Here is a 20,505-nt window from a genome sequence, read left to right on the forward strand (position 1 = left end):
CACAGCCTAGGATCGCACCCTGGGCAGCGCATCAAGCCACCGCGCATAGGCTTCTTCCCGCGCATTGACGCTCAGCGCCGGCTGCAGCAGCTCCGCCTCCGGCCGCGCCTTCACCGCCTCCTCTACAGAGCTGTAGACCCCCGAGCCGACCCCGGCGAACAAAGCCGCGCCCAGAGCCGTGGTCTCCTGGTAATTGGCCCGGTGCACGGGAATGCCGGTCAGGTCAGCCAGGCGCTGGCTGAACCAGGCGCTGCGCGCCATGCCGCCGTCGATGCGCAGCTCGGCGCCGTCGAAGGCCGAGGGGGCGTCGGCCCGCATGGCCTCGATCAGGTCGCGGCCCTGGAAGACGCAGGAATCGTAGGTCGCGGCGGCGATCTCGGCGAGGCCCGCGTCGCGGGTCAGGCCGAAGATCGCGCCCCGCGCCTCGGCGTCCCACCAGGGCGCGCCCAGGCCCGTGAAGGCCGGCACCACGACCACTGCATGATCCTGACGGGCGGTGCGCGCCAGGGCCTCAGCCCCGCGCGGGCCGTTGCGAATCCCTAGCCCTTCGTTCAGCCACTGGATCGCCGCCCCGGCCACGAAGATCGAGCCCTCCAGGGCGTAGGTCGTGCGTCCGCCTACCCGCGCGGCCACCGTGGTCAGCAGACGCGAGCCGGAGCGCGGGCGCTCCTCGCCCGTATTGACCAGCATGAAGCCGCCAGTGCCGTAGGTGACCTTCATTTCGCCGGGCCGGATGCAGCCCTGGCCCATCAGCGCCGCCTGCTGGTCGCCGGCCACGCCGCGGATGGGGATGGCTCGGCCCAGGATATCGGGCGTTACTTCGCCAAAGTCGGCCGCGCAGTCGAGCACCGTCGGCAGCATGGCGCGCGGCACCTCGAACAGGGCCAGCATCGCGTCCGACCACGCCTGTTTTTCGATGTCGAACAGCAGGGTGCGCGAGGCGTTGGTGGCGTCGGTGACGTGGGACGCCTTGCCCGTCAGCCGCCAGACGACCCAGCAATCGATCGTGCCGCACAGCAGCTCGCCCGCCTCGGCCCGCCGCCGCGCGCCAGCCACGTTGTCGAGGATCCAGGCGATCTTGGTTCCCGAGAAATAGGGATCGAGCAGCAGGCCCGTTGTCGCGGTCACCGCTGGTTCGTGGCCGGCTTCCAGCAGGCGGTCGCAGACGGCGGACGTACGCCGGTCCTGCCAGACGATGGCCGGATGGATCGGCCGGCCCGTGGCCTTGTCCCAGACCACCACCGTCTCGCGCTGGTTGGTGATGCCCAGGGCGGCGATATCGACGCTGTCACGGTCGCATTTTTCGACGGTGTCGCGCAGCACGCCCACGCAGGCGGCGTAGATCTCGTCGGCGTCGTGCTCGACCCAGCCATCGCGCGGATAGGACTGCCGCAGCGGCCGGCTGGCGTCGCAGACCGGCTTGCCGTCGGTGGTGAACAGGATGGCCCGGGTGCTGGTCGTGCCCTGATCGAGCGCGAGGATCAGAGGTTGGCCCATGCGTACTGGTCTCCCTTGGATTACCATTCCTGCGGCATCGCGCCGCTATTCTTGTCGTTCCGTGGCTTCGCCTGTTTAAGCATGTTTTCATTCGCAGCCGCCAAGGTCGTCTTGGTCAAGCTTTGAAATCGAGGATGCTGGTTGGTCCAGTCCGCCCAGACCGCACAACTCCTGTCCCTGGCCCGCAGCCGCGAGCCGGCTGATCGCGAACGCCTGCTCGCCGGCATCATCGACCTGTGCGACTCCAGTCAGGCCCAGGGAAGGCCGGCCGCGCCTGACGTCCAGGTCCTGCTTGACTCCATCTTCATGACATTGGTGGTCGAGGCAGAGCGCGACATCCGCCAGCGCCTGGCCGAACGCCTGGCAGACGCCACCTGGGCGCCCTCCGCCCTGATCAACATCTTGGCCCTGGACGAGATCGAGATCGCTCGTCCGATCATCGCTCGCAGCCCGATTCTGCAGGACCGCGACCTGATCCGCCTTTTGGTCCAGGCCACCCTGGAACACCAGCTCGAGATCGCCCGACGGCCGGCCCTGTCGCCCGCCGTGGTCGAAGCGATCCTGGCCCGCGACGAATCGGCCGTGCTGACGGCGCTCGCCAACAACACTAACGCCCAGATCTCGCCCGACGGCGTCCGCCGCCTCGTCGAACGGGCGCGCGAGGTTGTCGCCCTGCGCTCGCCCCTGGCGCGCCACCCCGGCCTGTCCAGCGATCTGGCCGAACAGTTGTATCTTTGGGTCGGCCGCGCCCTGCGCGAGGCCTTGACCACCCGATTCCAGCTTGATCCCGACAAGATGGCCCAGGCCGTCGAAACCGCGTTGCGCGCCGCCCACGCCGGGGACCAGATCGAAGACGCGCCCAGCCTGGAACAGGCCGAGGATCGCGAGGCGATGGAGGCCGCCCTCATCGAAAAGCTCGACGCCGCTGGTCAGCTGCGCCCGGGCTATCTGCTGCGGGTACTGCGCGAGCGGCGCCTGCCGCTATTCCTATTCGCCCTGGCTCGTCTGGGTCAGTTCGACATTCGCCAAGTGCGGCGCGCTGTTGACAGCGACCGTCCCGAACTGCTGGCCCTGGCCTGCTCAGCCGTCGGCATCGATCGCAGCGTCTTCCCGACCATCCTCGATCACGTGCGCCAACTGAATGGCGGTCGGCCCGGCGGCGGGGCGGAAGCCGCCCGCAAGGCCAGCGGCGCCTTTGGCCCCTTCGCGCCCGACATCGCGGCCATGGCGTTCCGGCAGGCCGTCAGCGCGGCCTGAGTTCGGCATCAAACCCAGGTTTGACAACGCCTCGGCGATCTAGCCACTTGGCGCGATGTTCCAGCCCCTGCCCTTCGTGACTCGCCTGACCTTCAAGGGCAGTGATCGCCCCGAGGCCCAGGAAGCCATCGAGCGGCTGCGCGCCCGGTATGGCGACGTCGGGGACGACAGCGCCCAGGTGATCGTCGCCTTGGGCGGCGACGGCTTCATGCTGGAGACCCTGCACGACACCATGAAGGGCCAGACCCCGATCTACGGCATGAACCGCGGCTCGGTCGGCTTCCTGATGAACGAATACAGCGAGGACGCCTTGCTGGAACGGATCAACGCGGCCGAGCGGGCCGTGATCCATCCGCTGGCCATGGTCGCCATCGACTCCAATCGCAAACAGCACCGGGCCTTGGCCATCAACGAGGTGTCGCTGCTGCGCCAGACCCGCCAGACCGCCAAGCTGCGCATCAGCATCGACGGCAAGGTGCGGATGGGCGAGTTGGTCTGCGACGGCGTGCTGCTGGCCACACCCGCGGGCTCGACGGCCTACAACCTTTCCGCCCACGGTCCGATCATCCCGATCGGCGCCCAGGTGCTGGCCCTGACCCCGATCAGCGCCTTCCGCCCCCGCCGCTGGCGTGGCGCGCTTTTGCCGCAGACGGCGCGGGTGACGTTCGAAGTGCTGGAATGCGATAAGCGGCCGGTAAGCGCCGTGGCCGACAATTTTGAGGTTCGCGACGTGGTCGAGGTCCATATCACCGAGGACAGCAGCGCCAGCCTTTCCATGCTCTTCGACGCCGGTCGAAGCCTCGAGGAAAGGGTCCTGACGGAGCAGTTCTCGGCCTAGTCCGGAGAGAACCGTTGGTCAGGGCGATTTGCGAGACTGGCTCGAATTGGCCAGGGCGAAATGGGCGTCTCATCTAATGTTAACGCCTGCGATGGTAGCTTTGCCATCTACGCGATTGGGGAGGCGCCCGTGACGAACAAGCCCGCCGCAGAAGTAATTCAAGTGCCAAACATGCTTAAGCTGAAGGTGGGTGGACGCGGTGGTATCGACCTGGCGGCGATCGCCAAGGCCGAGGCGGCGCTGAAGAGCCTGTCAGGCAACTTTGCCCAATGGCTGAACGACGAGATCGTCAAGCTGGAGGCCGCGCGCCAGGATGTGCGCGCCAAGGGCCTGACCGCCGAGACCGTCGAGACCCTCTATCTTCGCGCCCATGACCTAAAGGGCCTGGGAGCCACCTACGACTTCCCGCTGATCACGCGATTGGCCGCTTCGCTGTGCAAATTGATCGACGAACCCGCCACCCGCCTTACGGCGCCGTTATTTTTGGTGGACGGCCACATCGACGCAATCAAGGCCTGCGTCCGCGGCGACATCAAGGTCGACACCCACCCGGTGGGCAAGGTCTTGGCTACGGAACTGGAAGGCCGCGTGGCCGAATACCTGGCGATCTAAAGCCATCCAGGCGCACGACCTGAAAGCCTCGGCCCATAGCCGGGGCTTTTTTCTTTTCGGGCTCGGCTCTCGATGTTCTGCGCGCCCTCGCGCCAAAGGGCGTCATGTCGAAGGTGATCGCAGGGCCGCGAAGAGTTTTCAAAGGCTCGAATGCGATGCCATGGTCAAGGTTCTCTAGAGGTCAAACAGGCCCCTCAGGTACGGATTGAGCATCCGCATCTCGGGGTCCAGCGCGGCGCGCAGCTTCAGGAAATCCTTCCAGCGGGGATACAGTCCGGCCAATTGATCGCCCGACACGCTGTGCAACTTTCCCCAATGCGGCCGTCCACCGTAGCGACGGAAGATCGGCTCGATCAGGGTGTAGAGGAAGGCGAATTCGTCCTTGTAGTAGGCGTGGACTGCGATTGAGCCTCGGGCCTCGCCCTGAAAGGGCGACAGCCAGGCGTCATCGGGGGCGATCCGCCGCGCCTCGATCGGGAAGAAGACGTCGGGCCGATGTTTCTCGATCGTCGCCACCACCTCGGCCAGAGCCTTGAGTTGAACCTCGGCCGGCAGGTGGAACTCCATCTCGTTGAAGCGCACGGGGCGATCGGTCGACAGCAGCTTCCAACCCTCGTCGATCGCCGCCTCCGGCTTGACGCCCGCCAGCAGCGCGCGGGCGGCGGCTTTGCGCAACGGGGTGGAGAAGCCAAGCAGATTACGCAGGCCCTTCAGGGCGTCAAGAAAGGCGGTATCCTGGTCGGGTCCGCGCGCCAGGGCGGGCTTGTCCGTCTCGTCATGGCTGATATTGGCGGCCAACCCCGTGAAGGGTACGGCGTAGAACTCGAAGTTGCGGTGCGTGGCCCAGCGTTCCTCGGCCTTGGCCAGGGCCTCCTCCAACGGCTCCAGCCAGACATGGCGCTCGATGCGGCGGTTGGCGATAGTCCGGATGCGCGCCTGGGTGATCACGCCCAGGCAGCCGAGCGAGACCTTGGCGGCTTGGAAGACCTCGGGGCGATGGGTCGCGTCGCAATCGATCACCTTGCCGTTCGGCGTGATGAGCCGCAGTGCCGTGACGTCGCCGTGCAGGGCCTTCAGGCGCATCCCCGTGCCATGGGTGCCGGTGGCCAGGGCGCCGGCCAGGGACTGCTTGTTGATGTCGGGCAGGTTGGCCATCGCCCGACCGTTCTTGGCCAAAGCCGAGCCCAGGGCGCCCAGGCGCGTGCCGGCCGCGACGATCGCCTCGTCGCCCTCCCAGGCCAGGATCCCCGACAGGGCGTCCAGCGACAGCAGTGTCCCGTCCGTCGGGGCCAGGGCGCTAAAGGAGTGACCCGCCCCCACCGGCCGGATTGGCGCCGTGGCGGTCTTCAGGGCCGCAGCGACCTCGGCCTCGCTCTGGGGCGCGACGCGGTCCGACGGATAGGCGTGCTGCACGCCTGACCAATTGCGCCAGAGCAGGCGGCCTTGGGCGTCAGTGGTGGCCGGAGCGGCCGGCTCAGGTTTTTCGTGGGTGGCGACCGCGTGGCCGCCGCCGACCACCGCCGCGCCCAGGCCAAAACCCCCGGCCAGCAGCGCCCCCCGTCTTGATACCTTCATGTCGCCCGCCCCCTAAAGCATTTCCCGACCTGACTGCGTCAGGCCGTGAGCTCTAATCTTCTGTTTTGACGCATTTTTCTTCACGCGAAGCGGAACCACTTCGCTCGAAAAAATGCTCTAGCGCGCGGAGTCTTCGCGCCCCGCCATGAAGCGTATGAGAGCGTTGAAATCATTCGCGTTGCAAGCCGCGCATTGTCCTCCGGCCGGCATCGCCTGGAAACCCTGGACGGCATGATCCAGCAGCACGGCCTGTCCCTGCTTCCACCGCGGATCCCAGGCCTTGCGATCATGAACCAGCGGCGCGCCCGTACCCGGCACGGCGTGGCAGGTCTTGCAGGACTGCTCGTAGAGACCCGCCAAGCGCGGATCAGTCGGCCTCAGGCGTAACGTCTGTTCGGCGGTGGGCGCTTGCGGGGTCGGCCCGGAACAGGCGGCTAGGTTCGCAGCCAGGACCAGAACGACCGCGAGCCGCACTATTCCGCGATCCCATTGATCCGCTTGGCCGCGCTGACGGTGTTGGCCAGCAGCATGGCGATGGTCATCGGTCCCACCCCGCCCGGCACCGGGGTGATGGCGCCGGCCACGTCCTTGGCTTCCTCGAAGGCCACGTCGCCCACCAGCCGGGTTTTGCCGGCGGCTGCGGCGACAGGGTCGCGCGACGGGAAGCGGCTGATCCCGACATCGATCACCGTGGCCCCGGGCTTGATCCAGTCACCTCGGACCATCTCGGCCCGGCCCACGGCTGCGACCAGAATGTCGGCCTCGCGGCAGATGGTCGGCAGATCCAGAGAGCGCGAGTGGGCGATGGTCACCGTGCAGTCGGCCGCTAGCAGCAGTTGAGCCATCGGCTTGCCCATCAGGTTGGAGCGGCCGATCACCACCGCCCGCTTGCCAGTCAAGTCGCCTAGCACGTCCTTGAGCAGCGCCATGCAGCCGGCCGGGGTGCAGGAGGTCAAGGCTGGCAGGCCACTCGCCAGGCGCCCAGCATTGGTGACGGTTAGGCCGTCGACGTCCTTGTCGGGAGAGATCGCCGCGACGATCGTGGCCTGGCTCAGATGGTCCGGCACCGGGAACTGCACCAGAACGCCGTGGATCGCCGGGTCGTCATTCAGGCGCTCGACCAGCGACAGTAGCTCGCTCTGACTGGTGTCGGCCGGCAGGCGGTGGGTTTCGGAATGCATGCCAGCGGCCAGGGTCTGTTCGCCCTTGCTGCGCACATAGACCTGGCTGGCGGGATCCTCGCCGACCAGCACCACGGCCAAGCCAGGGGTCAATCCGTGCTCGGCCTTCAGCACGGCGACCTCGGCCGCGATCGTCTCGCGCAGCTTCGCCGCGAAGGCCTTGCCGTCGATGATTTTGGCTTGCGACATCGCTGTCTCCCGTTTGGCCGTCCCTAGCCTCTCGTCCGACCTGGCGCAATATGCGCGAACCGTCGCAGGAAGTCGCTTGCCCGTCCGCCAATCATGCTAGAGCCCAGCCATGGAGTCCGCGTCCGCTTCGCAGCGCGCCGACGTCGTCCTGGTGGGCGGCGGCTTGGCCAACAGCCTGATCGCCCTGCGGCTGAAAAGCCTGCGGCCCAGGCTACGCGTAGTGATGCTGGAGCAAGGCCAGACGATCGGCGGCGAGCACACCTGGTGCCACTTCGCCACAGACGTCGACGCCGCGATCGCCGGTTGGCTGCGGCCGCTGATCGTCCATCGCTGGTCGGGCTATGAGGTGCGGTTTCCTGGCCATCGGCGTGACCTGACGACCCCCTACCTGGCCATCACCTCGCAGCGTCTGCACAAGGTGGTCACCGCCGCGATGGACGGCGACGCCTGGCTGGGCGCGACGGTGACCGACGTCAACGCCCATCAGGTGACCCTGGCCGACGGCCGGAGGATCGCCGCCACTGCGGTGATCGACGGCAGAGGCCCGCGCAAGAGCCGCAGTTTAGCCCTGGGCTTCCAGAAGTTCGTCGGACAAGGGGTGCTGCTCACCAAGCCCCACGGACTGACCCGGCCCATCATCATGGACGCCACCGTTTCGCAGGAGGACGGCTACCGCTTCGTCTATGTCCTGCCGCTGGACGAAACGCGCCTGCTGATCGAGGACACCCGCTACAGCGACGGCCCGGCTCTGGATCGCGCCTCCCTGCGCCGCGCCATCGGGACCTACGCCAAGAGCCAGGGCTGGACAATCGCCAAGGTCGAGCGCGAGGAGGACGGCGTCCTCCCGATCGCCCTGGGGGGAAATATCGACGCCTATTGGAAGGAAGCCCGCTCGCAGGTGGCGGAGGTGGGCCTGCGCGCAGCCCTCTTCCAGCCGACCACCGGCTACTCCCTGCCCGACGCCGCGCGCATGGCCGACGCCATCGCCGGCTTGCCGCGCATCACCAGCGCGACGGTGCGCGATTGCGTCGAGACCCAGTCCAAAACGACCTGGCGGCGGCGACGCTTCCTGCGGCTTCTGAACCGCATGTTGTTCAGGGCCTGCGCGCCCGAGGAACGCTACAAGGTGCTGGAGCGGTTCTATCGCCTGGCGCCGGGCCTAATCCAACGCTTCTATGCCGCCCGCCTGACCCGCTGGGACAAGGCGCGGATCCTGATCGGCAAGCCGCCCGTGCCGATCTCGGCGGCTATTAAGTGCATCGGCGAGAATTCCGTATTCGGAGGACAAGACGCATGACCACCACCGTGACCAGACCCCCCAGCAAGCCTAAAGCCGCCGTGATCGGCGCCGGGTTCGGCGGCCTGGCCCTGGCCATCCGCCTGCAGTCGTCGGGCTTCGACGTCACCGTCTTCGAGGGCCGCGAAAAGCCGGGCGGCCGCGCCTATGTCTGGCACGATGAGGGCTTCACCTTCGACGCCGGCCCGACGGTGATCACCGATCCCGACTGTCTGAAAGCGCTGTTCGAACTCAGTGGGCGCCGGATCGAGGACTATGTCGAGCTGCTGCCGGTCGATCCGTTCTATCGGCTGGTCTGGGAGGACGGCGACGTCTTTGACTATGTCAACGACCAGGCGCAACTCGACGCTCAGATCGCCGCCCGCAATCCGGCCGACGTCGAGGGCTACCGCCGGTTCCACGCCTATTCCGAGGCGCTCTACCAGAAGGGCTATCTTGATCTCGGCGCCGTGCCGTTCCTCGACTTCTCCAGCATGATCGCCAACGCCCCCGCCCTGATGAAGCTGCAAGCCTGGCGCAGTGTCTATGACAAGGTCGCGTCCTTCGTGAAGGACGAGCACATCCGCCAGGCGCTGTCGTTCCACAGCCTTCTGGTCGGCGGCAGCCCGTTCGCCACGTCGTCGATCTATGCCCTGATCCACGCCCTGGAGCGGCGCGGCGGCGTGTGGTTCCCGCGCGGCGGCACCCACGCCCTGATCCGGGCGCTGGTCAAGCTGCTGCAGGACCTAGGCGGCACGCTTCACCTAGCCGCGCCGATCCAGAAGATCACCACCAAGGCCGGCCGCGTCACCGGCGTGATCCGCGCCGATGGCCAGTTCGAGGCCTTCGACACCGTAGCCTCCAACGCCGACGTCATGCACACCTATCGCCACCTGCTGGCCGACGATCCGCGCGGCAAGAAAGTTGGCAAGGCGCTGGAAGCCAAGCGCTGGAGCCCGTCGCTGTTCGTGGTCTATTTCGGGCTGAAGACCGCACATCCCGAGATTCGTCATCACACCATCTGCTTCGGCAATCGCTATCGCGAGCTGATCGGCGAGATCTACGGCAAGGACGGCCTGGCCGACGACTTCTCGCTGTACCTGCACCACCCCACTGCCAGCGACCCCGGCATGGCCCCGGAGGGCTGCTCCAGCTTCTACGCCCTGTCGCCGGTGCCTAACCTGAAGACCGCCAACATCGACTGGTCGGTCGAGGGGCCGAAATACCGCGACAAGATCCTGGCCTATCTGGAGAAGCACTACATTCCTGGCCTGACCGCCGACATGGTCACCTGTCGCTTCATCACCCCTGACGACTTCGTCACCGACCTCAACGCCTGGAAGGGCGCGGCCTTCTCGCTTGAGCCGCTGCTGACTCAGAGCGCCTTCTTCCGCACCCACAACCGCGACGACGTGATCCCCAACCTCTATTTCGTCGGGGCCGGCACTCATCCAGGCGCGGGCATCCCAGGTGTGGTCGGCTCGGCCAAGGCGACGGCGGGCCTGATGATCGACGACTACCTCGTCGCGGGCGAGACCGCCGACGCATGAGCGCACTGGAAGCCCAGAGCCGCGAGGCGATCCAGAAGGGCAGCAAGAGCTTCGCCGCGGCCGCCGCGCTGTTCGATGCGGAAACCCGGGCCGACGCCGAGATGCTCTACGCCTGGTGCCGCCACTGCGACGACGTGATCGACGGCCAGACCCTGGGCCACGGCATGAGCCCGGTGGCCGACGGCCCGGCGCGGCTGGAAGCCCTCTACGCCCAGACTCGCGCGGCCATGGCCGGTGAAACGCCCACCGACCCGGTGTTCGCCGCCTTCCAGACCGTGGCCCTACGGCGCGGCATCCCCGAGCGCTACGCCCTGGACATGGTCGACGGCTTCGCCATGGACGTAGCCGGGCGGCGCTACGCGACGCTCGACGAACTGCTGGACTATTGCTGGGGCGTGGCCGGCGTCGTGGGCACGATGATGGCCCTGGTGATGGGCGTCAAACCCGACGACCTGCCCACCCTCCGCCGCGCTCAGGATCTGGGCCTGGGTTTTCAGCTGACCAACATCGCCCGCGACATCGTCGAGGATGCGCGCAACGACCGGGTCTATGTTCCTGGCGACTGGCTGGCCGCGCTGGGCGTGCCGGAAACCGCAGTCGCCGACCGGGCTCATCGCGCGGCCGTGGCGGTGCTGGCGCAACGCCTGGTCGAGGCTGCGGAGCCCTACTACGCTTCCGCTCGCTGGGGCCTGCGCGACCTGCCCGTCCGCTCGGCCTGGGCGATCGCCGCAGCGCGCGGGGTCTATCGGCAGATCGGGCTGGACGTCGTCAAGGCCGGCGACAAGGCCTGGGACGAGCGCGTGGTGGTCAGTGGGCGGATGAAGGCTTGGCGGGCGCTGGAAGGGGGCGCGATGGCGCTAAGGTCGGCGACGCTGGATCGCTGGGGCAAGGCGCCGGCACGGCCGGAGATGTGGTCGAAGATCTAAAGTCCTCCCCTGTGGGGGAGGCGATCGCGGAGCGATCGGTGGGGGGAGTTTTAGGGTCGCCGGTCCGGTCTGTGGACACGCCCAATCACTCCCCCCTCCGTCGGCTTCGCCGACACCTCCCCCAAAGGGGGAGGAATTTAAACCCCTACACCCCTATCCCGCAGCCGCGCCTTCAGCTCCCTGACCGGTCGCGCCAGCAGGAAGCCAAACGAGACCGCCCCGTCCTTGGTGTGAACAGCGTGGTGGATCCGGTGCGCCTGGATCAACTGCTTCCAATATCGCGACTTGCCGAGCGGCACCTTGAACCGCTGGTGGACCATGCCGTCGTGAAACACGAAATAGATCACCCCATAGGCGGTGATCCCCAGGCCGATCGGCAGCAGCCACGGTACGCCGTGCACGCCGAAATAGATCCCCACGATGGCCGGGGCCGCGAAGACCACCGCGAATAGGTCGTTGAGCTCGAAGGCGCCGGTGCGTGGCTCGTGGTGGGATCTGTGCCAGGCCCAGCCGACGCCGTGCATCACGTAGCGATGGGTGACCCAGGCGAAGCCTTCCATGAAAGCCAGCGCGCCAAGGAAAAGCGCCAGATAGAGACCTAGAATTTCCATCGTCGTCCAGATTACCGCCGCAACCGGCTTGCCATCACCTGGGACAGGCCCAGGCCGGCCAAACCGGCCGCGACGAGCACGCCCCAGGCCTTATACACCGCCTCGATCCCGGCGTCCCGCCAGAGGATGGCCTGATAGGCCTCGATGACCCAGGCGTGCGGCGTGAACCACCCCACCTGCTGCAACCAGGCCGGCATCAGGAAGCGTGGCACCATGCTGCCGCCGATCGCCGCGAGCACCAGTATCACGAAGGTCGAAAGCATCTGCGCCTGGTCGCGCGTGCGGCACAGCGAGACGAGACCCAGGGCCACCCCTGCCGCGCAGGCCGAGGCCGCCAGGGTCGTGGGCAACCAGAGCATGGCGTGCTGGACCACCGCCACGCCATAGACGAGCTGAGCTGTGGCGAAGATCGTCAGCGCTTGCACTAGGCCTTGAGCGACGAGGAACAGGAACTTGCCGGTCACCACCGGCCCCATGCCCGCCACCCCGGCCAGCAGCCGGTCGGCGACACCGGTGCGCCGCTCTTCCATCAAGCCCAGCGCGCCCTGCATGGCCGAAAACAGGGCGAACAGGATCATCACCGCCCCGGCGTAGTAGGCGATCACCCCGCCGCCGGTCTTGACGTCCTTGACGTCCTCGCGGTCGAAATAGCCGACGTCTTCGGGCTTGGGCGTGTCGCGCAGCAGGATCGCGGCGGTGTCGGCGTTCTCGGCCTGATCATCGCTGAGCCCGCCGAGGGCCGGAGTCAGCTGCACCACGGTGCGGCGCAAGGCGACATCCGGCAGGGCGTCGGACAGGGTCTGCTGCACGCGGGCCTGGGTCAGCGGGGCGGCGACGGCGCGGCTCGGATCGGCGATGATCACGAAGGGCTTGCCGATGGATGCCGGGTCGGCGCGTATCACGAGGCCGGCGTCGGCCTGGCCCGATTTGACCCGTCGGCGGACTTCGTTGTCGGTCGCCGGCGACACCAACTCGGCGCGAATGTCAGCCGACTTGACCAGCGCCGCCGTCAGGCGCGTCGAGTCTGTTGTCTTGACCAGATCGGCTACCGCCAGCTTCAACTGGATATTGTCGCCCGTGGTGCCGGCGAACACCGACGAAAAGATCAGGAACACCAACGGCGGCAGCAGGAAGGTCATGATCAAAGCGCCGCGATCACGCCATAGCTCCAACGCCATCACCCGCACCATGGCGGCGATCATCCAGACGCGCCCGATCCCAGAACCGGCCATCACGCCGCCAGCTTCCGCTCAGCCACCAGGGTGAAGAGGTTGGCCAAGGAGGGCTCGCGCACCCGGATCTCGCGGGGCGTCAGACCCACCTTGCGCAAGCGCTTGTCCAGCCGGCCGGCGGCTGCGTAGCCGTCGGCGTCGAGACGCGTCCAGATATGAGCCCGCCGGGTGCGCTCCAGCCCCTCGCCGGCCAGGCGGATTTCGCCGGCGGTGTCGACCTCCTCGGCCAGGTGGACCATGATCTCCATCTGATTGCCGAACGCCTGGGCGACAAGGGTCCTGGGCTCGCCCTCGAGCACCATCTGGCCTTCACGCAGGAAGCCGACGCGGTCGGCCAGGGTTCCGGCCTGGTCTAGGTCGTGGGTGGTCATCAAGACCGCCACACCCAGGTCGCGCAGGCCCCGGATCACCGCGTCCACGGCCTCTCGGGCGTCGATGTCCACCCCCACCGTGGGCTCGTCGAGGATCAGCAAGGACGGCTCATGGACGATGGCGGCGGCGATGTTGGCCCGGCGCTGATAGCCGCCTGACAGATGCTTGACCGGCACATGGGCTCGGTCGACGGTGCGGGTCAGCTCCAGAGCCCGGCGCACGGCGGCGGCCATGGCGGCGCGCGGCGTACCGGCCAAGGCAGCGAAGGTTTCGATGTTCTCGGCCACCGTCAAATTCTGATAGAGGGCGATTTCCTGTGGGACCAGTCCCAGGCCCGCGCGCGCTGAGGGGACCCGCGCCGGATCGTGGCCATTCAGCAACACCTCGCCACCGTCGGGGCGGATCCGGCCGCAGATGGCGCGGATCAACGTGGTCTTGCCCGCACCATTGGGGCCCAGCAGGGCGTAGATCTCGCCCGGACGCAGCGTCAGGTCGACGCCGCGCAGCACCGGCTTGCCGCCATAGGCGTGCACAGCGGCGCCGACCGTCAGGATCGGCGCCTTAGAAGGAGGCTCGGGGGTCACGCCGCGACCTTGCGCCCAGCGAACAGCCCACCGACATAGGCGTTCAGCAGATGACCGCAGCCGGCCGAGGCCAGGGCGGCGGAGGCTTTGGCCAGATGGTCCTCCATGGCCAGTCGCGCGCCAATGACGCCTAGGGCCGAGACCACGGTGGTCATGGCCGCGTCCTTGCCGACATCCTTGCCGGCCGCCTCGGGGGACGCCTGGGCGTCTATGATGTCGTCGCGGATCTGGAAGGCCAGACCGACATGGCGCGCCCACTGGCCCACTCCCTCGACCGCCGCCGACGAGGCGCCAGCGATGGCCGCCCCCCCCTGGGCCGCAGCGATGATCAGCACGCCGGTCTTCTCGTGATTGAGCCGCTCCAGAACCGCCGGATCGCGTAGCTTCTCACGATCGAAGAGGTCGCGGGCCTGGCCGGCGATCAGGCCCGAAAAACCGACGGCCTCGGCGGCGCGCGCCGTCAGGTCGGCGCGGAGCGGGCCGGGCAAGGCGTGGTCGGCGGCGATCACGGCATAGGCCTGATTCAGCAGACCCACACCCGCCAGGATCGCCGTGGCCTCGTCATAGGTGCGATGGATGGTCGGCAGGCCGCGCCGCAGGCCAGCGTCGTCCATGGCCGGCAGGTCGTCGAGGATCAGGGACGCCGTATGGATCATCTCGAAGGCGCAGGCCGCGTCCAGGGCCGCGCCGTCAGGCGCCCCGAATTCGGCTGCGGCGAGCAGGGTCACCATGGGGCGAAAGCGCTTGCCGGGCGCCAGCAGGGCATAGCGCACGGCCTCGACCAGCCGGTTGGGCGCGACGCCCACGGCCGGCGCCAGTTCGGCCAGGCGTCGATCGACCCCAGTGCGAAGGGCCTCGAATCTTTGCAAGAAGGCGGCTTGGTCGTCCATCTCGCGAGTCGCGACCGTATTGACCTGCCCCGACGCGGGCCCGTTCATTTGACGGCGCCCTCGGCGGGCGTCAACTCAAAGAAGCTCTCCCCCGGACGAGGTCACGACTCAACTCCCAGCCCGGCTCGGCAAGCAGGCCTTCGTTCCTGTGGCGACAGGACCATCCTGCCGCGACCTTCCGGCCTGCCAGCGCAGGCGCTCAGCAGCAGCGCGGCGACCATGGATGCGGAAGCGGCGCTTGAAAAGGTTATAGCGGGATGTTGTCGTGCTTCTTCCAGGGGTTGGTGAGTTGTTTCCCCTTAAGGCTCTTGAGCGCCCGGACGATCCGCTTGCGGGTGCCATGAGGCATGATGACGTCGTCGATATAGCCGCGTGAGGCGGCGACGAACGGGTTGGCGAAGGCGGCTTTGTATTCGGCCTCGCGGGCTGCCAGCGCGACCGGGTCGCCCGCCTCGGCGCGGAAGATGATCTCCACCGCTCCCTTGGCGCCCATCACCGCGATCTCGGCGGTGGGCCAAGCATAGTTGAAGTCGCCGCGCAGGTGCTTGGAGCTCATCACGTCATAGGCCCCGCCATAGGCCTTGCGGGTGATCAGGGTGATCTTGGGAACCGTGGCCTCGGCATAGGCGAACAGCAGCTTGGCGCCGTGCTTAATCAGGCCGCCGTACTCCTGCTTGGTGCCCGGCATGAAGCCCGGCACGTCGACCAAGGTGATGATCGGGATGTTGAAGGCGTCGCAGAAGCGCACGAAGCGGGCGGCCTTGCGGCTGCTGTCGATGTCTAGCACCCCGGCCAGCACCTGGGGTTGGTTGGCGACGATGCCGACGCTGGTCCCGTCCATGCGGGCGAAGCCGCAGACGATGTTCTTGGCCCATTCGGAGCTGATTTCGAAGAAGTCGGCCTCGTCGACGATCTTCAGGATCAGTTCCTTCATGTCGTAGGGCTTGCCCGCGTCGCTTGGGATCAGGCTGTCGAGGCTGGCCTCCTCGCGATAGGCCTCGTCGAAGCTGTCGCGCTCCGGCGCGGCTTCGCGGTTGGACGAGGGCAGGAAGTCGATCAGGCGGCGCACCTGGGTCAGGGCTTCCAGGTCGTTCTCGAACGCCCCCTCGGCCACGCCCGACTTGGAGGCGTGCACGCGAGCTCCCCCCAGCTCCTCGGCTGTGACAACCTCGTTGGTGACGGTCTTGACCACATCGGGGCCGGTGACGAACATGTAGCTGGTATCCTTCACCATGAAGATGAAGTCGGTCATGGCCGGCGAATAGACGTCGCCGCCGGCGCAGGGGCCCATGATCACGCTGATCTGCGGGATGACACCGCTGGCCATGACGTTCTCGAGGAAGATGTCGGCATAGCCGGCCAGGCTGTCGACGCCTTCCTGAATGCGGGCCCCGCCGGCGTCGAACAGACCGATGATCGGCGCGCTGACCTTCATGGCCTGGCGCTGGACCTTGACGATCTTGGCCGCGTGGGCGCCCGACAGCGAGCCGCCGAACACCGTGAAATCCTTGGAAAAAACGTAGACGACCTTGCCGTTGATCGTGCCCCAGCCGGTGACCACCCCATCGCCGGGCACCTTCTGGTCCGCCATGCCGAACTCGGTGCCGCGGTGCTCGACGAACATGTCGAACTCCTCGAAGGAGCCTTCGTCCAGCAGCAGGTCGATCCGCTCGCGCGCGGTCAGCTTACCCTTGGCGTGCTGGGCCGCAACGCGCTTCTCGCCGCCGCCGGCCCGGGCCTGGTCGCGACGACGATCGAGTTCCTCGAGAATGGACTGCACGCGCACGCTCCCCTGCTCTTCAGACTGGTAGATTTCCCACCTTATGGACCGACGCCTAATGGCGCGAGCCTTCCGTGGCAAGGCATCCGTTGCGGCAGTGCAGCAAAGGCGGCCGCCGGTCTAGGCGGCGCGCGGCGCCCACAGAATGATCCCGGCGCCGACCAGGCAGACCGTGGCTCCCGTCAGGTCCCAACGATCCGGCCGCAGACCTTCGACCACCCGCATCCAGATCAGTGACGCGGCGATGTAGAGCCCCCCATAGGCCGCGAAGGTACGCCCCGCCGCCAGGCTATCCACCCGGGTCAGCAGCCCGGCGAACACGACTAGGGCCACGACTCCCAGCACCGCCCAGCATCGACTGACCCTGCTTCAGCAACCGCCAAAAGGCATAGCAGCCGCCGATCTCGCAAACGGCCGCCAGGCCGTAAAGCAGGATGGTCCTCACCGACGCAGCGCGGCGAACCAGCGCTCCAGAACCTTGGCCTCGACCGCAAGGGCTTGGGCGCGCGCGATGGCCTCGGCGTCGCGGCCCCAAATCTCGGCCTGGAAGGCCTCTTCCAGGTGCGACAGGTCCAGCGCCCGCTGGCCGGTCACCGCCCCGGCGCGCAGCGCCAGGGACAGCACGGTCGAACCCAGCAGGCCAGCGCCATAGGCGACGCCAGCCAGGGTGAAGTCGTCCATGGTCAGGGCCAGCGCTTCCACCGAAGCCAAGGCAGCCGGGGATTGCGCGGTATGGATGACGCCGCTGACGGGCTGCAGGTTCAAGCCCAGCTCGGCCCGCGCCCAGTCCAGCATGCCGCCCCAGTCGCGCTTCTGACGCTCGACCAGCGGCGTGGGGTGCTCCGCCCAATAGCAGAGCAGGTCCGAGCCGGCATAGGCCGCCACCTCGGCGGCCACCTCGGCCCGGGTCTCGCGGATGCGGTCGATGGCGGTAAAGGCCAGGCGGGTGGCGGGCATGACGGTGGTGTCGATGATCTCGACCTGGGCTTCCCACTCGTCGGCCACCAACTGCGCCAGGGCCAGGGTCGGCAAGACTAGGGGAGACTTGGCCGGCGACTTGGGCGTGCGACCATCCAGCAGCACGGCATATCCGCCTTCGTGCGGCGCGGCGGTCGCCGCCTTGTAGAACCGGCGGGGGCGTTGCAGCAGGTCGGGCTTGTCGGCCAAGGCGGTCTTCTTTTCAGTTCGGACATCAAAACGTCGGGTCCAGCGCGTTGAATGGGCAAACAACGCGCCCAAGGCAAGAGCGGGCGACGCGAGGGAGAGACACGGCTTGAGCCTGCCCCAAAAGAGATGATGGCCGCGATCGCCGCCACCCGCTTTGGCCTGGGCGCTCGCCCCGGCGAGATCGCGGCGGCGCAATCGGACCCGCGCGGCTTCCTGATCGACCAGATCCGCGCGGAGGGCGCGGACCAGCCGCAGGCCAATCCCGAAAGCTCCGCCCAGCGCCTGGATGAGTATCGCGACTACCAGATGAACAAGCGCGAGGCCAAGGCGGACGGTGAACCCAAGTCCGATCCGGTCAAGGACGCCCGAAAAATGCTGCGCGACCAGACCGAGGGCGACTTCCTCGCCCGCGCCCAACTGGGCGCGGCCACCGACGCGGCGTTCCGCGAGCGCTGAACGCTGTTTTGGGCCAACCACTTCAAGGTCTCGGCCACCAAGCAGATCACCGCCCCCGTGGTAGGGCCATTCGAGCAGGAGGCCATCCGCCCGCACGTGTTTGGTCGTTTCGAGGACGTGCTGGTGGCCTCCTCCACCCATCCAGCCATGCTGCTCTATCTGGATCAGGCCCTGTCGATGGGTCTTGGCAGCCGGGCGGCGCTCTTGTTGGCGCCACCGCCCCGCTGATCCTGCGCAGAAAGGTCCAGGCCGCCTGCTGGTCGCTGGGCGCGGGCGTCGATGAGACCGCCCGCCTGCCGAGCTTGCTGCAGGACCTGTACAAGGCCGACCCCTTGGTGGGTCCAGCCTTCGCGCGTGGCCTGGAGACCGAGGCCATGGCCCAGGCGGCGGACCCGGCTCAATCCCGCGCCGACCCCGATCTCGACCGACGCCCGCGCCCCGAACATGATGTCGCCGGCCGTCATGGCCCCGCCACCGCCGGCCATTGCCAACCAGCAGCAGGGCCGCGACGCCGCCCGCAAGCTCGGCTCCACCTTGGCCGGCTCCATGAAGCAGGAGGGGGGGCCGCGCATCGCCGCTCTCTCGCCGGACGGCTGGGACACCCACGCCGGCCAGATCGGACAACTTAACACCCGCCCCTCCTATCTGGACGCGGTACTGGATGGCCTGAACATTGGCCTCGGCGCGGAATGGACCAACACCGTTGTCGTCGTGGCCACCGAGTTTGGCCGCACCGCTCGGATCAACGGCACCGGCGGCACCGACCACGGCACCGGCTCCACCGCCCTGGCGCGGGGCGGCCGGCTGAAGCCCGGCGGCATCATCGGCAACTGGCCCACCTTGGAACAGACGGCGCTGTTCGAGAACCGCGACGTGGCGCCCAGCCTCGACCTGCGCGGCCTGTTCAAGGGCGTGCTGGGCGAACGCATGGGCGTCGATCGGGGGGCGCTGGAGACGACGGTGTTTCCCGACAGCGCCACAGCGAAGATGGTGACGGGGCTGGTCTGAGTTACCGCCGCTTTACCTGACGCCGCGCGAACGGGTCGTATTCGGCCTCGTCCTCCGAGAACCCGAACTTGGCGAACCCGGCCTTCATCTCGGGACTCAGCGGCGCCTGGATGGCCAGGGTGCCGACCGTGGGGTGCGGCAGCAGGATCGAACGCGCGTGAAGTTGCAGCTTCAGGCCTTCCGAAAGCTGCAGGGCCTTGTCGTCGCTGTACTTGGGGTCGCCCAGGATGGGGTGGCCGATGGCCTTCATGTGGGCGCGCAGTTGGTGCGTTCGGCCGGTGTGCGGGCGCAGGGCCATCCACGTGACGCGCGGGCCGGCGCGGCTGATCGAGACGAATTCAGTCTCGGCCGGCTGGGCGTCTGGATCCTTCGGCTCGGCGGGCACCACCAGTTCGCGGTCGCCAACCCCACGCTTGGCCAGATGCAGCTCGATGACGCCCTCGACCGGGTGCGGATTGCCGGCGACGATGGCCCAATAGGTCTTCTGGGCGCGGCGGCGCGCGAACGATCCCGACAGCTTGGCGGCGGCGGCCGGGGTCTTGCCCAGCAGCAGCACGCCGGAGGTGTCACGGTCCAGTCGGTGCACCAGGCGCGGACGGTTGACGCCCTCGCCCCAGGCGCTGAGCAGCTTGTCGATGTGGTGGGTGGTCTTGGTCCCGCCCTGCACGGCCAGGCCGGCGGGCTTGTTCAGCGCCAGGACTTCCTCGTCCTCATACAGCACCAACGACTTGGCAAAGGCGATGTCGCGCTTGGACAGGGCCTGCTTCTCGTCCGGATCGGGCGCGTCGGGCAGTGGCGGCACGCGCACCTGAGCGCCGGCCGTCAGCTTGGTGTCGCCCTTGACCCGCGAGCCATCGACCCGAACCTGGCCCGAGCGGAACAGCTTGTTGAGCGCGATGTGGTTCAGGTGCGGCCAGCGGCGCTTGAACCAGCGGTCCACGCGGACGCCGTCTTCGCCAGCGTCCACATAAAGCGTGCGAACTTCTTTCATACCGAAAAGATCCTGCGGGAGATCAAGAGCCCCGCGAAAATGGCCGCCACGGACAGAAGCACGCTGGCGGTCGTATAGGTAAAGGCCTGGGCGTAGGCGCGCTTCTCGATCATCAGCGCGGTCTCCAGCGAAAAGGCCGAAAAGGTGGTGAAGCCGCCCATCACCCCGACACCGAGCAAGACTCGCCAGTGTTCTTGTTGCGCGCCGCCCCGAAGGGCGAGAAAGGCGGCCAGAAGGCCCGTCAGCAGTCCGCCCGTCAGATTGACGATGAAGGTGCCGTAGGGCCAGTTCGACCCGAACAGGCGCAGGGCCTGAACACCGACCAGATAGCGGGCGACGGAGCCCAAGGCGCCTCCGACGGCTACGAGGAAAAGTTTGGTCATCGGGCTCCTTATGCGCCGAGCGCGCCCGAACGCCAAGTCGGGTGGCGCCCCGCTCTGCGCGAGTACGCCGCACAGGTGATCGGCCAACGTCCTTTTATCCCCCGCCGTCCGCCGTTAACCTGTTTTGGAA

20 protein-coding genes and 2 pseudogenes are annotated in these 20,505 nt (G+C 67.6%); 9 read left to right on the forward strand and 13 right to left on the reverse strand.

Features of this window, described 5'->3' with window-relative positions; genetic code table 11:
• Positions 1–6 precede the first annotated feature (6 nt).
• On the reverse strand, positions 7–1,497 hold the full coding sequence (glpK, locus tag ACP694_RS09835) for a glycerol kinase GlpK (RefSeq protein ID WP_426011953.1): 1,491 nt from the start codon (positions 1,495–1,497) through the stop codon (positions 7–9).
• 171 nt (positions 1,498–1,668) lie between these two features.
• On the opposite strand from glpK, the gene ACP694_RS09840 reads away from it, so the two are divergent.
• From ACP694_RS09840 to ACP694_RS09850, 3 genes are all read left to right on the forward strand, one after another.
• Positions 1,669–2,754, forward strand: a complete 1,086-nt coding sequence (locus ACP694_RS09840) for a DUF2336 domain-containing protein (RefSeq protein ID WP_426012553.1) — start codon at positions 1,669–1,671, stop codon at positions 2,752–2,754.
• Between the two features lie 55 nt (positions 2,755–2,809).
• Positions 2,810–3,592 (forward strand): NAD kinase, encoded by a 783-nt coding sequence (locus ACP694_RS09845; RefSeq protein WP_426011954.1) that lies wholly within the window; start codon positions 2,810–2,812, stop codon positions 3,590–3,592.
• A 129-nt stretch (positions 3,593–3,721) separates the two neighbouring features.
• Positions 3,722–4,204, forward strand: coding sequence for an Hpt domain-containing protein (locus tag ACP694_RS09850; protein ID WP_426011955.1), 483 nt, complete (start codon positions 3,722–3,724; stop codon positions 4,202–4,204).
• A gap of 174 nt (positions 4,205–4,378) precedes the next feature.
• On the opposite strand, the gene ACP694_RS09855 is transcribed toward ACP694_RS09850, so the two are convergent.
• The 3 genes from ACP694_RS09855 to folD all read right to left on the reverse strand — a co-directional run bounded on the left by ACP694_RS09855 (position 4,379) and on the right by folD (position 7,149).
• On the reverse strand, positions 4,379–5,779 hold the full coding sequence (locus tag ACP694_RS09855; RefSeq protein ID WP_426011957.1) for a D-arabinono-1,4-lactone oxidase: 1,401 nt from the start codon (positions 5,777–5,779) through the stop codon (positions 4,379–4,381).
• Positions 5,780–5,896: 117 nt separating this feature from the next.
• Positions 5,897–6,256, reverse strand: coding sequence for a c-type cytochrome (locus ACP694_RS09860; protein WP_426012555.1), 360 nt, complete (start codon positions 6,254–6,256; stop codon positions 5,897–5,899).
• Positions 6,253–7,149, reverse strand: a complete 897-nt coding sequence (folD, locus tag ACP694_RS09865) for a bifunctional methylenetetrahydrofolate dehydrogenase/methenyltetrahydrofolate cyclohydrolase FolD (RefSeq protein WP_426011958.1) — start codon at positions 7,147–7,149, stop codon at positions 6,253–6,255. Before folD ends, ACP694_RS09860 begins: the two co-directional genes overlap by 4 nt.
• 109 nt (positions 7,150–7,258) lie before the next feature.
• Between folD and crtY the strand changes: the two genes are divergently transcribed.
• From crtY to ACP694_RS09880, 3 genes are read left to right on the forward strand one after another with little or no spacing between them, the layout of a single operon-like run.
• Positions 7,259–8,446, forward strand: coding sequence for a lycopene beta-cyclase CrtY (gene crtY, locus ACP694_RS09870; protein ID WP_426011960.1), 1,188 nt, complete (start codon positions 7,259–7,261; stop codon positions 8,444–8,446).
• On the forward strand, positions 8,443–9,975 hold the full coding sequence (locus ACP694_RS09875) for a phytoene desaturase (RefSeq protein WP_426011961.1): 1,533 nt from the start codon (positions 8,443–8,445) through the stop codon (positions 9,973–9,975). Before crtY ends, ACP694_RS09875 begins: the two co-directional genes overlap by 4 nt.
• The gene (locus ACP694_RS09880; protein ID WP_426011962.1) at positions 9,972–10,901 is read left to right on the forward strand and encodes a phytoene/squalene synthase family protein; all 930 of its coding nucleotides are present in this window, start codon (positions 9,972–9,974) and stop codon (positions 10,899–10,901) included. The genes ACP694_RS09875 and ACP694_RS09880 overlap by 4 nt, the downstream gene beginning before the upstream one ends.
• Positions 10,902–11,038: 137 nt before the next feature.
• Here ACP694_RS09880 and ACP694_RS09885 read toward each other — a convergent pair whose 3' ends face one another.
• The 7 genes and pseudogenes from ACP694_RS09885 to ACP694_RS09915 all read right to left on the reverse strand — a co-directional run bounded on the left by ACP694_RS09885 (position 11,039) and on the right by ACP694_RS09915 (position 17,537).
• A complete protein-coding gene (locus ACP694_RS09885) occupies positions 11,039–11,512 on the reverse strand; it encodes a sterol desaturase family protein (RefSeq protein WP_426011964.1) in 474 nt (157 codons plus the stop codon).
• A gap of 11 nt (positions 11,513–11,523) precedes the next feature.
• Positions 11,524–12,744, reverse strand: a complete 1,221-nt coding sequence (locus ACP694_RS09890) for an ABC transporter permease (RefSeq protein WP_426011966.1) — start codon at positions 12,742–12,744, stop codon at positions 11,524–11,526.
• On the reverse strand, positions 12,744–13,700 hold the full coding sequence (locus tag ACP694_RS09895; RefSeq protein WP_426011967.1) for an ABC transporter ATP-binding protein: 957 nt from the start codon (positions 13,698–13,700) through the stop codon (positions 12,744–12,746). Before ACP694_RS09895 ends, ACP694_RS09890 begins: the two co-directional genes overlap by 1 nt.
• The gene (locus ACP694_RS09900) at positions 13,697–14,638 is read right to left on the reverse strand and encodes a polyprenyl synthetase family protein (protein WP_426011968.1); all 942 of its coding nucleotides are present in this window, start codon (positions 14,636–14,638) and stop codon (positions 13,697–13,699) included. Before ACP694_RS09900 ends, ACP694_RS09895 begins: the two co-directional genes overlap by 4 nt.
• A 199-nt stretch (positions 14,639–14,837) precedes the next feature.
• Positions 14,838–16,370 carry an acyl-CoA carboxylase subunit beta gene (locus ACP694_RS09905; RefSeq protein WP_426011970.1) on the reverse strand — a complete coding sequence of 511 codons (1,533 nt, stop codon included), beginning with the start codon at positions 16,368–16,370 and terminating at the stop codon, positions 14,838–14,840.
• A gap of 120 nt (positions 16,371–16,490) precedes the next feature.
• Positions 16,491–16,815 (reverse strand): annotated as a pseudogene (locus tag ACP694_RS09910) (YnfA family protein).
• A complete protein-coding gene (locus tag ACP694_RS09915; protein WP_426011971.1) occupies positions 16,812–17,537 on the reverse strand; it encodes an ATP12 family chaperone protein in 726 nt (241 codons plus the stop codon). The pseudogene ACP694_RS09910 and the gene ACP694_RS09915 overlap by 4 nt, the downstream one beginning before the upstream one ends.
• A gap of 126 nt (positions 17,538–17,663) precedes the next feature.
• Between ACP694_RS09915 and ACP694_RS09920 the strand changes: the two are divergent.
• From ACP694_RS09920 to ACP694_RS09930, 3 genes and pseudogenes are all read left to right on the forward strand, one after another.
• Positions 17,664–17,808, forward strand: a pseudogene (locus ACP694_RS09920) (DUF1800 domain-containing protein); the annotation flags it as partial.
• Positions 17,809–17,996: 188 nt separating this feature from the next.
• The gene (locus tag ACP694_RS09925; protein WP_426012556.1) at positions 17,997–18,221 is read left to right on the forward strand and encodes a DUF1800 family protein; all 225 of its coding nucleotides are present in this window, start codon (positions 17,997–17,999) and stop codon (positions 18,219–18,221) included.
• 216 nt (positions 18,222–18,437) lie between these two features.
• Positions 18,438–19,001 (forward strand): DUF1501 domain-containing protein, encoded by a 564-nt coding sequence (locus ACP694_RS09930; protein ID WP_426011973.1) that lies wholly within the window; start codon positions 18,438–18,440, stop codon positions 18,999–19,001.
• Position 19,002: 1 nt separating this feature from the next.
• On the opposite strand, the gene ACP694_RS09935 is transcribed toward ACP694_RS09930, so the two are convergent.
• Positions 19,003–19,992: an RluA family pseudouridine synthase gene (locus ACP694_RS09935; RefSeq protein ID WP_426011975.1), complete on the reverse strand. Its 990-nt coding sequence runs from the start codon at positions 19,990–19,992 to the stop codon at positions 19,003–19,005.
• On the reverse strand, positions 19,989–20,375 hold the full coding sequence (gene crcB, locus ACP694_RS09940; RefSeq protein WP_426011977.1) for a fluoride efflux transporter CrcB: 387 nt from the start codon (positions 20,373–20,375) through the stop codon (positions 19,989–19,991). Before crcB ends, ACP694_RS09935 begins: the two co-directional genes overlap by 4 nt.
• Positions 20,376–20,505 lie beyond the last annotated feature (130 nt).

This window comes from Caulobacter sp. DWR2-3-1b2 (assembly GCF_049896345.1).
In the GTDB taxonomy this organism is placed as follows: domain Bacteria; phylum Pseudomonadota; class Alphaproteobacteria; order Caulobacterales; family Caulobacteraceae; genus Caulobacter.

Excerpts from the sequence above, each read along its gene's own strand:
- glpK (WP_426011953.1), bottom strand. The coding sequence starts at position 1,497 with ATGGGCCAACCTCTGATCCTCGCGCTCGATCAGGGCACGACCAGCACC.
- ACP694_RS09845 (WP_426011954.1), top strand. The coding sequence starts at position 2,810 with ATGTTCCAGCCCCTGCCCTTCGTGACTCGCCTGACCTTCAAGGGCAGT.
- ACP694_RS09855 (WP_426011957.1), bottom strand. The coding sequence starts at position 5,779 with ATGAAGGTATCAAGACGGGGGGCGCTGCTGGCCGGGGGTTTTGGCCTG.
- folD (WP_426011958.1), bottom strand. The coding sequence starts at position 7,149 with ATGTCGCAAGCCAAAATCATCGACGGCAAGGCCTTCGCGGCGAAGCTG.
- crtY (WP_426011960.1), top strand. The coding sequence starts at position 7,259 with ATGGAGTCCGCGTCCGCTTCGCAGCGCGCCGACGTCGTCCTGGTGGGC.
- ACP694_RS09875 (WP_426011961.1), top strand. The coding sequence starts at position 8,443 with ATGACCACCACCGTGACCAGACCCCCCAGCAAGCCTAAAGCCGCCGTG.
- ACP694_RS09880 (WP_426011962.1), top strand. The coding sequence starts at position 9,972 with ATGAGCGCACTGGAAGCCCAGAGCCGCGAGGCGATCCAGAAGGGCAGC.
- ACP694_RS09885 (WP_426011964.1), bottom strand. The coding sequence starts at position 11,512 with ATGGAAATTCTAGGTCTCTATCTGGCGCTTTTCCTTGGCGCGCTGGCT.
- ACP694_RS09890 (WP_426011966.1), bottom strand. The coding sequence starts at position 12,744 with ATGGCCGGTTCTGGGATCGGGCGCGTCTGGATGATCGCCGCCATGGTG.
- ACP694_RS09900 (WP_426011968.1), bottom strand. The coding sequence starts at position 14,638 with ATGAACGGGCCCGCGTCGGGGCAGGTCAATACGGTCGCGACTCGCGAG.
- ACP694_RS09930 (WP_426011973.1), top strand. The coding sequence starts at position 18,438 with ATGATGTCGCCGGCCGTCATGGCCCCGCCACCGCCGGCCATTGCCAAC.
- ACP694_RS09935 (WP_426011975.1), bottom strand. The coding sequence starts at position 19,992 with ATGAAAGAAGTTCGCACGCTTTATGTGGACGCTGGCGAAGACGGCGTC.
- crcB (WP_426011977.1), bottom strand. The coding sequence starts at position 20,375 with ATGACCAAACTTTTCCTCGTAGCCGTCGGAGGCGCCTTGGGCTCCGTC.